This window comes from Paludisphaera sp., from assembly GCF_037189885.1.
Classification (GTDB): domain Bacteria; phylum Planctomycetota; class Planctomycetia; order Isosphaerales; family Isosphaeraceae; genus Paludisphaera.
Window position 1 is genome coordinate 1 of record NZ_JBBCIR010000067.1, and the last position, 15,780, is coordinate 15,780.

The following is a 15,780-nucleotide window of genomic DNA, read 5'->3' on the forward strand; positions in this document are numbered from 1 at the left end:
CGCCCCCCCCCCGACTCGCGGGGTCAGGGGGCGGCGAAGGAGAAGACGTAGCGGCCGGAGCCGATCTCGGCGACGGTCTTGCCCCCCTCGGCGACGGCCCTGGTCACGCCCTGGGCCTGGGCCAGCGGCACGCTGCCCTCGGCGACGGCGGCCGGGTCGGCGACGGGGAGCACGACCCTGGCGGTCGTGTTGGCCGGGATCGTGACGTCGACGCCCATGACGCTGTTCGCGCCGCGCGTCCAGGTCACGGCGATCTCGCCGCGGATGCTCCGGTACGAGGTCGTCGCGAACGTCAGCCGGTCGGTGAACTGGGGCTCGATCACGATCTTCTTGTAGGCGACGTCCGCCGCGTGGATGCCGCCGATGTTCTCGACCATCCAGCCGTAGACCGCGCCGAAGGAGTAGTGCGCGAACGAGTTCATGCCCGGATCCTGGAACCCCTTCTCCGGGGTCCAGCCGTCCCAGCGCTCCCAGATGCTGGTGGCGCCGTGCCGGATGGAGAAGCCCCACGAGGGGAACGTGTCGTTGAACAGGAGCCGGTACGCGACGTCGTGGCGGCCGATCTTCGAGAGGACCAGCATCAGGTCCTTGGTGCCGATGAAGCCGGTCGAGAGGTGCCAGCCCTTGTCCTCGATCCGCTTCACCAGCAGGTCGGCGGCCTGCCTGGCCTTCTCGCCGTCGACGAGGTCGTTCGACAGGGCCAGGACGTAGCACGCCTGGGTGTCCCCGGTGATGACCCCGTCCTCGCCGACGTAGGCCTTGTTGAACGACGCCTTCACCTTCTCGTAGACGTCGGCGTACTTCCTCGCGTCGTCATCCTTGCCCAGCACGGCGGCGGCCTGGGAGGTCAGCCGGGCGGCCAGGGCGAAGTAGGCGGTGTAGATGACGTCCTTGGGCGTGTCGGCGCCGATGCTCAGCCAGTCGCCGAAGGCGTGGTACTTCTCCGGCGGCAGCAGGTCTGGCGTGCTCCGGTTGACCAGGAAGTCGACGTACCGGGTCATCGACGGGTACTGGCGCTCGAGCAGCGGCCTGTCGTTGTAGACCTGGTAGACGGTCCAGGGGCAGACGACGCCGGCCTCGGCCCAGGCGGGCCCGCCGTCGTCGCCGGCGACCTTCACCGGCGCGACCATCGGGAACTGGCCGTCGGCGCGCTGGCCGTCGGTCAGGTCGACGAGCCACTTGTCGAAGAACGCCTGGACGTCGGCGTTGAGCGAGGCCGTCTTGATGTAGACCTGCGCGTCGCCCGTCCAGCCGAGCCGCTCGTCACGCTGGGGGCAGTCGGTCGGGATGTCGATGAAGTTGGCGAGCTGGGTCCAGACGATGTTGCTGTGGAGCTGGTTCAGCATCGCGTCGGACGATTCGAACCGGCCGACGACGGGCGTGTCGCTGGCGATCGCCAGGCCGACGATCGTGTCGGCGGCCGGCGGCGCCTTCAGGCCGGAGACCTCCATGTACTGATAGCCGTGGAAGGTGAACCGGGGGGTCCAGACTTCCTCCTCGCCGGTCCCCTTGCAGATGTAGGTGTCGACGCAGCGGGCCTCGCGGAGGTTCGTCGTGTAGATGGAGCCGTCGGGGTTGAGCCGCTCGGCGAACCGCAGCGTGATCGCCTGGCCGGGCTCGCCGCGGAGCCGCAGGCGGGGGACGCCGGCGAAGTTCTGGCCGTAGTCGACGACGTACACGCCCGGCGCGGTCTCGGTGATCGTCCTGGCCGGGAGTTCCTGGAAGACCACGACCGGCGGGCCGACGTGCGCCTCGACGGCCGGGTCCATCTCGGCGCCCGTGTCGACGGCCGCCCACGCCGAGGCGTCATACCCCGCGCGGTCCCAGCCAGTCTTCTCCAGGCGGGCGTCGTAGGTCTCGCCCATGAGGAAGTCGGCCTCCAGGAACGGGCCGGTGGCGGCCTTCCAGTCGGGGCCGGTGGCGATCACGTCGGACGAGCCGTCGGCGTACTCGACGACGAGCTGCGTCTTGACGCGGGTCTTCTTGCCGTAGTGGTCGCGGATCTTGCCGAAGCCGACGTAGCCGCTGTACCAGCCGTCGGCCAGGATGGCGCCGATGGCGTTGGGGCCCTGGAGCAGCAGCGGGGTGACGTCGTACGTCCGGTAGAGGACGCGCTTGGTGTAGTCGGTCCAGCCGGGGTTGAAGAGGTCGTCGGAGATCCGGGTCCCGTTGAGGTGGACGTCGTGGATGCCCAGGGCGGTCGTGTAGACGGTGGCCCGCTTGACGGGCTTGGCGACCTGGAACTCGGCGCGGAGCAGCGACGGCTTGGGGAGGACCAGGTTGGTGACGGTGAGCTTGCCCCAGGGGGCGTCGCCGTGGTTCGCGACGACCTCGGCGGCCGGCAGGCCTTCCAGCGCGATCTCGCGGCTGTGCCAGTTCTCGCCGGGGCCGGCGATCGACTTCCAGGAGGCGTCGGTGACGTTCTCGACCACGCGGCCGTCCTGGAGCTTGACGGTCAGCCGGGCGATCAGGCCGGCGGGGCCGACGCTGGTGTTCTCGACCTCGGCGCGGATCGTGTTCTTGCCCGGCTTGACGGCGCGGAGGGCGTCGACCTGCATCGGCACCTTGAAGCTGGTGCCGGCGGCGATCAGCTGCCCGTTGATGGTGTAGCGGTTCGAATCGTCGGCGGCGGTGAGGAGGGTCGCCTCGGCGATGGGGGAGTCGGCCGGGATGTCGAACTCCGTGACGAACAGGCGGTTGGCCTTGGGCTTGTCGGGGCCCTTGTCGTCGGCGTGCCAGATCCACTTGCCGGCGCCGAAGTCGGCGTCGACGGCCGCGGCCTGGTCGTCGCGGGCGGCGTCATGGCCGATCCACTGGGCCTTCCAGTCCGACGCCTCGAGCAGGCCCACCGTCCAGGAGGCCGGGGCGCTCCAGGCGGACGGCTGGTCGCCGCCGTCCCAGAGGCGGACCTTCCAGAAGGCCTTCTGGCCGCTCTTGAGCGGGGCGCCGGCGTAGGGGACGCCGGTGGTCTCGTCGCTCCGGATCTTGCCCGAGTCCCACAGATCCCCCTCGTCGGCGGCCAGCCTGGCCTCGTCGGAGGAGACGACGACCTGATAGGCCGACTGGACCTCGCCGCGGCGGGACGAGGCGACGATCCAGCTCAGCCGGGGGTTGGTCGCCTCGACCCCCAGCGGATTCACCTTGGCCTCCACGCGGAGGTAGTCCGGCGCGAAGGCCGGGGCGGGCGCCGGTTGCGCCATGGCGGACGACGCCGCGACGACGCCGAGGGCGGCGGCGAGCGGGGCCAGTCCGAATCTACGCTTCAACATGGTCCGATTCCTTTCCTATCGTCTCCCGGGAGGGATGCGGGCCGGGGCGCGTCAGGCGCCGGGCTCGGCGGGGGCCTCGGCGGTCGGGGGTGCCGCCTCGGCCTGCTCGGCGGGGGCCAAGGAATTGCCCCAGCCGATGATGACGGTCGACCCGATGAGCACGGCCAGCGTCAGGGCCACCAGCCGCTTGGTCCGGGCGCTGGTCCCGGTCCACTCCTTCAGGGCGATCCCCCAGAGGGTGCTGAAGATCATGATGCTGGCCATGTGGAGCGTCCAGCTGGAGAACTTGTAGTCCTCCCCCATCTTCGTCTCGCCCATCGTGTAGAAGAAGAACTGGAAGTACCAGGTGACGCCGGCCAGGGCGCTGAAGAAGTAGTTGGACAGCAGCGGCACGCGGCGGTCGGCGTCGGCCTCGGGCGTCGGGGCGAGGCCCGGCGCCTGGAGGGCGGCCTCCTCGGCCGGGGCGTCGGTCGGGTTCTCCAGGATCTCGTCCCGGCCGGTCGTGCCGGCCTCGGGCCGGGCGACGGGGCTGAGGTACTGGTGGGCCGAGCCGTTCTTCCAGTGGAGGAACGCGCACCACAGGAAGTTGGTGGTGAAGCCGCCGGCCAGGATGACAACCAGCGACGGCAGGCCGCTCCAGAGGTCGTCGGTGCCGTGCCTCCTCGTGAGTTCCTTGATCGGCCCGCTGGCGTCGAGGCCGAAGGCGAAGCAGGCGCTCATCACGCCCGAGAAGGTGGCGACGGCCAGGCCCTTCTTGAAGTTGAACTCCTGGATCGAGGCCCTCTTGGCCTCCTCGGACATCTCGCGCTCCTTCGACATCCCGGCCATGCCCGCGACGGCGATGCCGGCGAGGCAGACGAGCACGCCGAAGACGACGACCTGGCCCGAGAGCGTGGGCAGGATCTTGGTCATCAGCTCGCCCTTGACGATCGGCGGGACCATCGTCCCGAACGCCGCCGTATAGCCGAGCGCGACGGCCATGCCCAGCGACATGCCCAGGTAGCGCATCGTCAGGCCGAACGTCAGCCCCCCCATGCCCCAGAGGACGCCGAAGAGGTACGTCAGCGCCAGCGTCCGGGCCGGCGTCTCGCTCAGCACGTCCAGCAGGTCGTTGGTCTGGAGCGACGCGAACAGCCACGGCGCGATGATCCAGCTGAAGACGCCGCCGGTCAGCCAGTAGGTCTCCCAGGACCAGTTGCGCACGAACCGGAACGGGACGTAGAAGCTCCCGGAGGCCAGGCCGCCCAGCCAGTGGTAGATCAGGCCGAGGAAGGGGTTGGGGTTCGAGTTCATGGGAGGTCGGGGTGGGCCTTGGGTCTACGGGATGGGGGGTGGTTTGAAGATGTTGATCGACGGCGGTTCGCCTCGCCGGCGGGGCGAACCCGGAAGCCTCCCCCCTTCTCCCCTGGTTGGAGAAGGTGGCCGAAGGCCGGATGAGGGGGAAGGGCCAGGCCGCCGGTCGCGCGCCCCCTCATCCGCCCCTCCGGGGCACCTTCTCCCACGAGGGGAGAAGGGAAGTCGTCGATGGCGTTCGGCTCGCGCCGCGCCAGGCCGGCCGGCCTCAGCCGCGCCCGCTCAGGACGTCGGCCTCGTAGCGCTTGACGTCGTCGAGCCAGCCCCGGCCGACGGGGATGCCTCGGGACTGGACGTAGTGGTCCCACACCGCGCCGAAGGGGAGGGTCTTCAGCTCCTCCAGGACGGCGAGGCGGGAGGTGTAGTCGCCCTCGGCCTCGTACTTCCGCAGGGCGTCGATCGGCTCCAGCAGGGCGAGGAGCAGGGCCTTGATCATCGAGCGGGTGCCGATGACCCAGGCGGCGACGCGGTTGATGCTGGCGTCGAAGAAGTCCAGGCCGATGTGGACGCGGTCGAGGTAGTCGCCCCGGACCAGCTCCTGGGCGATCAGCTCGATGTCGTCGGTCAGCAGGACGACGTGGTCGCTGTCCCAGCGGACGCCGCGGCTGACGTGCATCAGGACCTCGTCGACGTAGGTCAGCGCCGACGACAGCTTGTCGGCGACGACCTCGGTCGGGTGGTAGTGGCCGGAGTCGATCGTGAAGATCTTCTTCCGGGAGATGGCGTAGCCGAGGTAGAACTCGTGCATGCCGACGACGTAGGTCTCCGAGCCGATCCCGAACAGCTTCCCCTCGACGGCGTCGCGGTTGAACCTCGGGTCGATCTCGGCCTTGAAGACCTCGTCGAGGGCCCCGGCCAGCCGCTCGCGGGGGCCGCGACGGTCGACGGTCTGGTCCTTCATGCCGTCGGGGATCCAGACGTTGGTGACGCACGGAGTCCCCAACGCCTCGCCCATCGCCGCGCCGATCTTTCGGCAGGCGATCCCGTGGTCGATCCAGAACTGGCGGATCCCCCTGTCGGGGTGGGCCAGGGTCCAGCCGTCGGCCGCCTTGGGGTGGGAGAAGTAGGTGGGGTTGAAGTCCATCCCCATCCCCTTCCCCTTCGCCCAGTCGATCCAGCTTCGGAAGTGGGCGGGCTCCAGGGCGTCGCGGTCGACCTTCTTGCCGCCGGTCTCGGCGTAGCTGGCGTGCAGGTTCAGCCGGTGCGTGCCGGGGATCAGCGACAGGGCCTTGTCCAGGTCCTGGCGCAGCTCGTCGGCGGTGCGGGCCTTGCCGGGATAATTGCCGGTGACGGCCAGGCCGGAGCCCAGCGCCTCGCCGGTGTTCTCGAAGCCGCCGACGTCGTCCCCCTGCCAGCAGTGCAGCGAGATGGGGATCTTCGAAAGCCTGTCCAGGGCCTTCTCGACGTCCACGCCGATCTCGGCGTAGCGGTCCTTCGCCAGGGCGAACGCCTGGTCCACGTTCTTGCTCGGAGAGGGCATGCTCGTCTTCCTTCCTGCGTCGTCGGGGCGATGGATTCGCCCCGGGCGACGATTGTCTCACGACCCGTCCCCGCCTTCCAGGGGCCGGCGGGGCTCCGGCCTCAACGCGGCTCCGACGTCCAGGTCGACTTCAGGGCGTGGACCGTCAGCTTCTCCAACTCGACCGGCCCCCCCTCCGCCGCGACCCCCAGCGATCGGTCCTCGTCGCCCGGGATCGCCGCGACCGAGATCATCGTCCGGCCCCGATTGGCGAAGACCTCGACCGAGCCCCGATCCACGAACACTTGCAGGCGCACCACGCCGTCCACCTGGGGGACGAACGTCCGGACCTGCTTGCAGACCACGTCCTGGCGCTCGACGTCGTAGATCAGCGGCGTCCCGCGCAGGTTGAACTCCAGGAACTTCGCCGAGCCCGGCCGGAACTCCGCCTCGATCTCGAACAGGTCGCCCGACTCGCCGGCCAGCGGGTTGTCGGCGCCCGGCTCCAGCGTCTCGCCGCCGAGCTCCCTCGAGCCCGTCCGCAGCGACTTCAGCTCCTCGACCGGCTCGGCGAACAGCCGGGGGCCGTCCTCGGTGGTCCGCAGCGTCAGCTCGACGGGCAGCGCCATCTGCTGGTTGAAGGCCGAGCCGGGGAACTCGACCCCCCTGCCCCAGCCGACCTGCACGCGACGCCCTTTCGGCTCGTCGCTGTACGTCTGCGCGGCGTAGTAGTTGCCGTGGAAGGTCGTCAGCTTGTCGGCGCCGGAGGTCGGGGTGAACGCCTTGCCGTCGAACGTCCCGATCCGGTACTGGCCGTCGGCCGCGGAGAGCACCCAGAGCTTGTTGTCCGGGTCGCCGTCGACGGGCAGCTCGTAGATGTCGGGACACTCGTAGTATCCGTCGGACCGGCTGGCGAAGGTCCACGCCTTGAGGTCCGGCGAGGTGTAAAAGTCGATGCTCTGGCGGTCCTTCCCTTCGCTGTAGACGGCCATGACCCAGTGCTTGCCGGGGGCGTGCCAGAACAGGCGGGGGTCGCGGCCGTCGTGCTTGACGACGGGATTGCCGTCGAACTCGGTCCAGGTCCGGCCGCGGTCGTTGCTGTAGACGATGCACTCGCCGCGCCCGGTGCTGGTGTAGGCCGCGACGAGCGGGTCCTGTCCGTCCTTCCCGAAGCCGCTGGTGTTCCCGTGGTCGACGACCGCCGAGCCGGAGAAGGCCCAGTCGCCATATTCGCGCGGATAAATGGCGATGGGAAGCTCGGTCCAGTGGACGAGGTCCGGGCTGACGGCGTGGCCCCAGTGCATGTTGCCCCAGCCCCAGCCGTACGGGTTGTGCTGGTAGAAGAGGTGGTATTCGCCGTCGCGCCAGACGAGTCCGTTGGGGTCGTTGAGCCAGCCCCGGCGCGAGGTGAAGTGGAACTGAGGCCGATGCGATTCCTTATATAAGGAAGCGGCGTCGGGCACGTCGTCGGACTGAACGAGCTTCTCCAGCGCCTTCAGGTCATCCAGCTCCTCGACCGCGAACGCGAGGGTCTTGCCGCGGTGGGCGTCGAGGTCGACGAAGGCGAGGAAGTCGGGCTCGGCGGACAGCTCGACGTCGAACTCGTGGAGGGTCGCCCAGTCCTCGAACTCGTGGAGGGTCGCCCAGTCCTCGTCGACGATCCGGGCCCGGTGCTTGGTCGCGCCGGTCTTCACCGGGATGTGGAGGAAGCGCTTCTCCAGGACGATCGACCGGGACGCGGCCCGGGCGAGCCTGGGGGCGTCGGTCTGGACGATGTGGTCCACGTTGACGTGGCCCCAGCCCCCCTTGCGGCGGTCGACGACGCGGAGGGTCGCCTCCTTGCCCTGCAGGTCGGAGACGTCCCAGTTCAGCCACCGCAGGCGTTCGGAGCCGCCGGGCTCGCGGTTGGGGCCGGTGGCGGTGAGGACGACCCGGCCGTCGACGAGGAGATCGAGGCAGGTCTCGCCGGCCCAGCCGCCGCCTCCGATCAGGAAGTTCAGGTGCGATCGCTCGATCTTGAACGGCGGGCTGGTCAGCTCGCCGGTGGAGTCGTCGCCGCCTCGGAAGCTGTTCACGAGGCCCCGGCCCAGGTATCCTTCCACGGGCATCTGGCCGGGGAGCGTCCCCCGCGCCGGGGCTTCGCCGAAGGCGTCGCCGGTCGCCTTCCAGCCGCCGTAATCGTCCCCCTCGAAATCGGCGACGAGGACGTCGGGACGGGCCGCGTCCTGGGCCGTCGTCGCGACGGCCAGGGAGCCGACCAGGACCAGCGTGGCAAGCATGAATGACCGCTCCTCGGGGACGTTCGGGGGGACTCGCACCCCACGAGGATAGACCGAAGGCCGCGCCGGAGGAAGCCGTCTACGTCCCCCCGGCGGCGATTATCCCCACCACCGCGAGGATCACGCGATGAGCCCCGAAGCACCGACCCCCGACGCGATCGCCCGCGCCGCCGAGGCCGTCGCCACGGCCGACGCCCTGCTGATCGGGGCGGGCGCCGGCATGGGAGTCGACAGCGGCCTGCCCGACTTCCGCGGCCGCGAGGGCTTCTGGAACGCCTACCCGCCGTATGCCAGGCTCGGGCTCGACTTCGTGCAACTGGCCTCGCCGTCCTGGTTCCGGCGCGACCCCGGGCTGGCGTGGGGCTTCTACGGGCACCGGCTGGGGCTCTACCGCTCGACCGCGCCGCACGAGGGGTTCCAGATCCTCCGACGCTGGGCCGATCGCATGAAGGAAGGGGCGTTCGTCTACACGTCGAACGTCGACGGCCAGTTCCAGCGCGCCGGGTTCCCGGCCGACCGCGTCCACGAGGTCCACGGGGCCATCGACGCCTTGCAGTGCCTCGCCAAATGCGGCGTCGGCGTCTTCCCCGCCGAGGGCCAGGCGGTGGAGATCGACCCGGAGACGATGCGGGCCGTCGGCGTCTTGCCGAGCTGCCCGCGCTGCGGCTCGCTCGCCCGGCCGAACATCCTCATGTTCGGCGACGGCGGCTGGGACCCGTCCGTCACCGACGCCCAGGCCGAGCGCCATCGCGCGTGGCTCGGCGGCCTCCTCCGGTCCAGGGCCCGCCTCGCCGTCGTCGAGTTCGGCGCGGGGACCGCCGTGCCGACCGTCCGCCACTTCTGCGAGCGCCTGGCGACCAGCCCCGCCGCGACCCTGATCCGCGTCAACCCCCGCGAGCCGGAAGGCCCCGCCGGGTCGATCTCGATCCCGAAGGGGGCGCTGGAGGCGATCCGGGCGATCGACCTTAAATTGGACAAATAACAAAATAATCAACAATAATCATCCTTCTCCCCTGGTGGGAGAAGGTGGCCGAAAGCCGGATGAGGGGGCGACCAGCGTCGCGTCCGCCGGCCCGCGGGCGATCTTGATCCGACGACTACCGGTCGCGCCCCCCTCATCCGCCCCTCCGGGGCACCTTCTCCCACGAGGGGAGAAGGGGTGATTCCGCCCCGCGTCGCGCGAGGGACCGGCCCGGTAGGGTCGCGCCCCTCCTACTCATCAACCTTCCGGAAATGCTCGTCCATGATGGCGACGAGTTCGTCGTGGAGCAGGCCGTTGGTTGCGAGGACGCTGGACTTGGCCATGGGGAGGGGGTCGCCGTGGCAGGTGGTGACGCGGCCGCCGGCCTCCTCGACGAACAGGCGGCCGGCGGCGAAGTCCCACGGGGCCAGCTCGTATTCGAAGAACGCGCCGAACGAGCCGACGCCGACGTAGGCCAGGTCGAGCGTCGCCGCGCCCAGGCGGCGCAGGCCGTGGCTCTTGCGGTGGAGGATCTCGCGGCAGGCGTCGAGCGTGGCCGACATCATCGCGCCGCGGTCGTAGAAGTAGCCGAAGCCGACGAGCGCCTCGTCCAGCCGCGCCGTGGGCGCGACCCTCGCGCGACGCCCCTTGTGATACGCCCCGCCCCCCTTCACCGCCGAGTACCACTCGTCGCGCAGCGGGTTGCCGACGACGCCGACGGTCGCCTCCCCCTTGTGGTAGTAGGCGACGGAGATGCCGAAGTGGGGGATGCCGTGGAAGTAGTTGCTGGTGCCGTCGACCGGGTCGATGATCCAGACGTCCTCGCTGGAGAGGACGGCGTCGGCCCCCTCGGCGGCCCCCTGCCCTTCCTCGCCGTAGACGGCGTGGCCGGGGAACGCCTTCTTGATGACCTCGACGATCGCGCGCTCGGCCTCGACGTCGGCCTTCGTCACGATGTTGAAGGAGCCCTCCCCCTCCGCGTTCTTCACGTCCCCGGCCAGCCCCGCCTGGAAGTAGCCGACCGCCACCCCGCCGCCGATCCTCGCCGCGGCCTCCGCCACCTCCAACTCCGCCTTCCACCCGTCCACGAATGCCACCCCCTTCCCGGTCCCTCTCAGGCTCACGAACACGCTCCCGATTATACCGCCAGGCCGTTGGCTCCGTTTGGCTTCGTTCGCGCGCGAGCGGCCCGGAGGCACGTCGACGCAACCCAATCCACGAACAACCCTTACGCCAGAATCTTGACGCCGAAAATTGGCTTCGTTCGTCGATTTCGAAGTGATTTTCCGGGAGCCCGTCGTGGCCTAGGCGCCTCGGCCGGACGCCTCCCCGGCAGCCTAGGCGCGGGACGCGGCTACCACGACGGAAGGACTCCGGGAGGCATGGCAGGGCCTTGCCACCGGGCTTTCGCGGTTCCGTTCATCCAAATTGTCAAAGACCGCCACGATCATGATCACGGATTCGCGGTGCAAATTTCAGGTTCCCGTCGCTCTTTCGCAATTTTCGCCCGGGAAGTGGGGCTACCCTCATCTCCTGGTGTCGCTTCGTCGAAAACCCTGGGATGAGCGACGACGAGCATCCCTTCTCCCTCCGTGGTGCTCCCCGAAAACAACGCCGAGGAGCCGTCCATCCCCCCTTCTCCCCCCGTGGGAGAAGGTGGCCGGAAGGCCGGATGAGGGGGCGACCGCCGCCTCGTCGCCCGGCCCGCGAGGGACTTCCCACCGACGCCTCCCGGTCGCGCGCCCCCACATCCGCCCCTCCGGGGCACCTTCTCCCACGAGGGGAGAAGGGATGCTCATCGTCGCCCACCCTCGGGGTTTTCGACAGGGCACCCCCGTGGGAGAAGGGGGAATGAGCGTGCCCCTGGCGTTGTCTTCCACCGCGCCGCGGGGGGAGCGGGGAGGCCTGTCACGGCCCGTTCCTATAATCATCCGGGACAGCCTGTCGAAGCGCGCGTAACGAGGGGAGGCCGATGGCGACACTGGCGTCGATCCAGGTGGGGATGCCCCGGGAGCGGGGGACGGAGGGGGCGGCGGATCCGATGGATCGGCCGTGGTATAGCGGTTTCGTCAAGGAGGCGGTGGCGGGGCCGATCATGCTGGGGGCGACCAACCTGGAAGGCGACGGCCAGGCCGATCGGGTCCATCACGGCGGGGTCGACAAGGCGGTCCTCTGCTACTCGGCGGCCCATTATCCTTCCTGGCGCGAGGACCTGGGGCGGCCGGAAATGGGCTTCGGCGGGTTCGGCGAGAACTTCACGATCGACGGCCAGGACGAGGCCGACGTCTGCATCGGCGACGTCTATCGCGTCGGCGAGGCCGTCGCCCAGGTCTCGCAGCCGCGCCAGCCGTGCTGGAAGCTCGCCCGGCGATGGCGGCTCAAGTCGCTGGCGCTGACCACCCAGGAGACCGGCCGCACCGGATGGTACTTCCGCGTCTTGACGACGGGCCTCGTCGCGGCCGGCGATTCGGTCGAGTTGGTCGAGCGCCCCAACCCGGAATGGACGATCGCCAGGGCCAACCGGATCATGCACCGGGACAAGGCCGACCTCGAAGCCGCCGCCGCCCTGGCCGCGGTCGCCGAACTCTCCGCAAACTGGAAGGCCACGCTCGGGAAGCGCGCGAACCGCGGGGGCGAGCCCGACGCGGCGAAGCGCCTGGAAGGGCCGGGGGCCTGAGGTCGCGTCAGGCGAGCAGATCCCTCAGCGCCCCGTCGATCTCCGGGAAGCGGAAGGCGAAGCCCTCGGCGGGGAGCCGCCTGGATACGACGTACCGGCCATAAAGCGCCAGCTCCGGGTCGGTCCGCATGACCAGCGGGGCTCCCAGGCGGACCAGCCAGGCGGGGGCCGGCAGGCCGATGGGCATGCCGATGGCGCGGCGGAGCGCCCGCATGAAGTCGCGCTGGGAGACGGGGCTCGGGGCCGAGGCGATGTAGGCCCCCCGCATCACCGGATCGTTGAGCGCCCTTTCGAACAGCCGATTCATGTCGGCCTCGTGGATCCAGCTCATGCCTTGAGTCCCCGGGCCGACCGTCCCGCCCAGGCCCAGACGGACGAGCGTCCGCAGCCGCGACAGCGCCCCGCCCCCCGCGCCTCGGTCGCGGCCGACGACGAAGCTCGTCCGCAAGACGACCCCGCGCTGCGTGGGGAGCGCGCCGGCGGCGAACTCCTCCTCCCACGCCCGGCCGACCATCGGGGCGAAGCCGCAACCGAACGGGGAATCCTCGTCGCAGACGACGCGCGGAGGGTCGCCGTAGATGTGCGCCGTGCTCATCTGGACCCAGGTTGGCGGCGGCGCGGCGACGGCCCGGACGGCCTCGCCCAGCACGCGAGTCGCCTCGACGCGCGAGCGGAGGATCTCGTCGCGGTGGTCGGGCGTCTTGATGCAATCGACGGTCCGGCCGACGAGGTTGACCAGCCCCGCCGCCCCGTCCAGCTCGCGCCGCCAGTCGCCGAGCGTTCGGGCGTCCCAGGGGACGTGACGCCACGGGCCGGCGGCCCTCGGGGGGTTGCGGGAGAGGATGACGACCGGCCGGCCGAGTCCGGCGAGGTGGGTCGCCAGCGAGACGCCCAGGAAGCCGCTCCCCCCCGCGATCACCACCGGCCCGCCATCCCCGGCGGTCATCCCTCGTCGGCCTCGGGCTCGGCCTCCTCCTCGGTCGGCTTGACGTCGCCCCAGCTCTGCTGGAGGGCGGCGGCCAGGGCGATCCACTGGGGGACGCTCAGGGCCTCGGCGCGGATGGAGCCGGGGATGGAGAGGGATTCGAGGAGGGCGTCGACCTGGGGCTTGCCGACGCCCTCGGGGGCGAGCTTCGCGAGGACGACGCGCAGGGCCTTGCGGCGATAGAGGAAGACCTCGCGGACGACGCGGTGGAACCACGCCAGGTCGCCGACGGCCTCGCGCCTGGCCGGGTCGGGGCGGATGACGACGACGGCGGAATCGACCTTCGGGCGGGGCCAGAAGACCGACGGCGGCAGCACGCGGGCGATCTCGACGTCGGCCAGCGCCTGGAGGATCACCGAGAGGGCGCTGTTCTCCGCGTCGCCGGGCTTCGCCATCATGCGCTCGCCCAGCTCCTTCTGGATCGTGACGACGGCCAGCGCGGGGCGGTGGGCGTCGTCGACCATCAGGTTCATGATGAGCGGGGTGGCGATGTTGTACGGCAGGTTCGCCACCAGCTTGTACGGCCGGCCCTCGCGCCCGCGGGCCAGCATCTCCAGGACCTCGGGCTGGACGGCGTGCTTGGAGGCCAGGGCGTCCACGTTCAGGACGCGCGCGTTGGGGTACGCGCCGATGGCCTCGGTCGCCAGGGCGGCCATGCCGGGGTCGATCTCGACGGCCAGCACGCGGGCGCCGAGCCCGGCCATCAGCGACGTGAGCGCCCCCGCGCCGGGGCCGACCTCGAGCACCATGTCGCCGGGGGCGACGGCCGCCTGCTCCACGATCAAATCGTGGATGTTCAGGTCGACGAGGAAGTTCTGCCCCAGCCGATGCCGCGGCGAGATCCCCCGGCGGCCGAACAGCTTGCGGAGATAGGACTGGGTCTGGCGTTCCATGAGCTTCGGCCGTCCCGGATTTCCGCGGTCGTTGACGCGGGCTAGATGAGGAGAGAAAGCGCGGGGCTTCGGGATTCGCGACCTTGGAGGGAGCCGTCGGCGGCGGGGAGCCCCCCGCGTCCTCCGACGGCCGCCTCGCTCGTCCCCCCCTCATCCGGCCCTTCGGGCCACCTTCCCCCACCAGGGGGGAAGGGCGTTATGTGAGTTCAGCGGGCCTGGCTCAGGAGCTTCTGGACGTGCTTGGCCAGGATATCGGCCTCGATGTTCACGCGGTCGCCGGGCTTGAGCGTCCCCAGGGTGGTGACGGCCAGCGTGTGGGGGATCAGCATGATGGAGAAGCCCGCCGGCCCGACGTCCACCAGGGTCAGGCTGACGCCGTCCACCGCGATCGAGCCCTTCTCGACCATCAGGGCGGTCCAGAAGGGGTCGACGTCGAAGGCGAGGAACTCGTAATCCCCCTCGGGCCGGCGCTCGCGGAGGGTGGCCGTGGCGTCGACGTGCCCCTGGACGATGTGGCCGCCGAGGCGGTCCCCCACGCGGACGGAGCGCTCCAGGTTGACCGGGTCGCCCGGCCGGCGGTCGCCGAGGTTGGTGCGGAGCAGGGTCTCGGGCCCGGCCTGGACCTCGAACCGCCCCGGCTCGGTGGCGACCACGGAGAGGCAGCAGCCGTTGACGGCCACGCTCTCGCCGATCGCCAGGGGGGCGTCGAGCCCGTCCCAGCGCACGGCGAAACGCTTGCCGCCGGCCTCCTCGGCCACGGACTCGACCCGACCCATCGCCTCGACCAGCCCGGTGAACACGCCGACCTCCCCCGCCGCTTTCGCCGCCCCTCGCGGGCGCCGGACTTCTCCATGGTAGCATCGGACGGCCGGGGATAGAATCGGGGGTCTACCCCCGGCGGCCGGATTCCGCCGCCTCGCCCGGATCGACAGGCCAGAAACGAACGGGAGAACGCACGATGAAGCCCGCCCTCAACCGCCGCGACTTCCTCGCGACGTCCGCGACCGCCGCCGCCGTCGCCGCGACCGCCGGGACCTCCGGCGCCGCGTTCGCCAGGAACGCCCTGCCCGCCTCGCCCCAGGCCCGCGTCGTCCTGGGCAAGACCGGGATCGAGACCTCGCTGATCGGCCTGGGGACCGGGATGATCGGCGGCGGCCAGTCCAGCAACCAGACCAAGCTGGGGGTCAAGGGCTTCACCAGGCTCGTCCACCACTGCCTGGACCACGGCGTCACGCTGTTCGACGTCGCCGACCAGTACGGCTCGCACGTCTACCTGCGCGAGGCGCTCAAGGGCGTCCCCCGCGAGAAGTACGTCATCCAGACCAAGACCCACGCCACCGACGCCGTCACCACGCGCGACCACCTCCAGCGCTACCGGCTGGAGCTGGGCGTGGACTACATCGACATCCTGCTGCTGCACTGCATGACCAAGTCGGGCTGGGACGCCGACCACACCGGCGCGATGGAAGAGCTGATGAAGTCGAAGGAGGAGGGCCTGATCCGCGCCCACGGCACGAGCTGCCACGGCATGGACCCGCTGCGGACCTCCGCCAAGCTGCCGTTCGTCGAGATCGACCTCGCCCGGATCAACCCCGAGGGGCTGGTCATGGACGACAAGAAGCCCGACGAGGTCGCCTCCGTGCTGGAGGAGATGCACACCGCCGGCAAGGGGGTCATCGGCATGAAGATCCTGGGCGAGGGCCGCATCAAGGATCCCGTCCGGATCGACGCCTCGCTCCAGTACGTCCTCGGCCTGGGGACCGTCGACGCCTTCATCATCGGCTTTGAGTCGACCGAGCAGGTCGACGACATCCTGAAGCGGACCGAGGGCGCCATCTCCGCCCTCAAGGGCTGAGCCGGGGGGCCCGTCCCCCTCGCGGGGGGCGGGCCGCCGATCCTCGCCC

At 70.4% G+C, this 15,780-nt stretch carries 11 protein-coding genes; 3 read left to right on the forward strand and 8 right to left on the reverse strand.

Annotated elements, in window-relative coordinates; translation table 11 throughout:
• Window positions 1-23 precede the first annotated feature (23 nt).
• From WG209_RS18475 to WG209_RS18490, 4 genes are all read right to left on the reverse strand, one after another.
• Window positions 24-3,269 carry a family 78 glycoside hydrolase catalytic domain gene (locus WG209_RS18475; protein ID WP_337176557.1) on the reverse strand — a complete coding sequence of 1,082 codons (3,246 nt, stop codon included), beginning with the start codon at window positions 3,267-3,269 and terminating at the stop codon, window positions 24-26.
• A gap of 51 nt (window positions 3,270-3,320) precedes the next feature.
• Window positions 3,321-4,562, reverse strand: coding sequence for an L-rhamnose/proton symporter RhaT (gene rhaT / locus WG209_RS18480; RefSeq protein WP_337176558.1), 1,242 nt, complete (start codon window positions 4,560-4,562; stop codon window positions 3,321-3,323).
• Window positions 4,563-4,830: 268 nt separating this feature from the next.
• Window positions 4,831-6,102: an L-rhamnose isomerase gene (locus tag WG209_RS18485; protein ID WP_337176559.1), complete on the reverse strand. Its 1,272-nt coding sequence runs from the start codon at window positions 6,100-6,102 to the stop codon at window positions 4,831-4,833.
• 101 nt (window positions 6,103-6,203) lie between these two features.
• Window positions 6,204-8,360, reverse strand: a complete 2,157-nt coding sequence (locus WG209_RS18490) for a glycoside hydrolase family 32 protein (RefSeq protein ID WP_337176560.1) — start codon at window positions 8,358-8,360, stop codon at window positions 6,204-6,206.
• Between the two features lie 127 nt (window positions 8,361-8,487).
• Here WG209_RS18490 and WG209_RS18495 point away from each other — a divergent pair, with 127 nt between their 5' ends.
• Entirely contained in the window at window positions 8,488-9,342 is an 855-nt protein-coding gene (locus WG209_RS18495; RefSeq protein ID WP_337176561.1) for a Sir2 family NAD-dependent protein deacetylase, read from the forward strand.
• 230 nt (window positions 9,343-9,572) lie between these two features.
• Here WG209_RS18495 and WG209_RS18500 read toward each other — a convergent pair whose 3' ends face one another.
• Window positions 9,573-10,445: an inositol monophosphatase family protein gene (locus tag WG209_RS18500; protein ID WP_337176562.1), complete on the reverse strand. Its 873-nt coding sequence runs from the start codon at window positions 10,443-10,445 to the stop codon at window positions 9,573-9,575.
• A gap of 848 nt (window positions 10,446-11,293) precedes the next feature.
• Here WG209_RS18500 and WG209_RS18505 point away from each other — a divergent pair.
• The gene (locus tag WG209_RS18505; RefSeq protein WP_337176563.1) at window positions 11,294-11,998 is read left to right on the forward strand and encodes an MOSC domain-containing protein; all 705 of its coding nucleotides are present in this window, start codon (window positions 11,294-11,296) and stop codon (window positions 11,996-11,998) included.
• Window positions 11,999-12,005: 7 nt separating this feature from the next.
• On the opposite strand, the gene WG209_RS18510 is transcribed toward WG209_RS18505, so the two are convergent.
• From WG209_RS18510 to WG209_RS18520, 3 genes are all read right to left on the reverse strand, one after another.
• A complete protein-coding gene (locus WG209_RS18510) occupies window positions 12,006-12,944 on the reverse strand; it encodes a DUF1731 domain-containing protein (protein WP_337176564.1) in 939 nt (312 codons plus the stop codon).
• A complete protein-coding gene (gene rsmA, locus WG209_RS18515; RefSeq protein ID WP_337176565.1) occupies window positions 12,941-13,876 on the reverse strand; it encodes a 16S rRNA (adenine(1518)-N(6)/adenine(1519)-N(6))-dimethyltransferase RsmA in 936 nt (311 codons plus the stop codon). The genes WG209_RS18510 and rsmA overlap by 4 nt, the downstream gene beginning before the upstream one ends.
• 206 nt (window positions 13,877-14,082) lie before the next feature.
• Entirely contained in the window at window positions 14,083-14,676 is a 594-nt protein-coding gene (locus WG209_RS18520) for a riboflavin synthase (protein WP_337176566.1), read from the reverse strand.
• 158 nt (window positions 14,677-14,834) lie between these two features.
• On the opposite strand from WG209_RS18520, the gene WG209_RS18525 reads away from it, so the two are divergent.
• Window positions 14,835-15,731, forward strand: coding sequence for an aldo/keto reductase (locus WG209_RS18525; RefSeq protein ID WP_337176567.1), 897 nt, complete (start codon window positions 14,835-14,837; stop codon window positions 15,729-15,731).
• The last annotated feature ends 49 nt before the right edge of the window (window positions 15,732-15,780 follow it).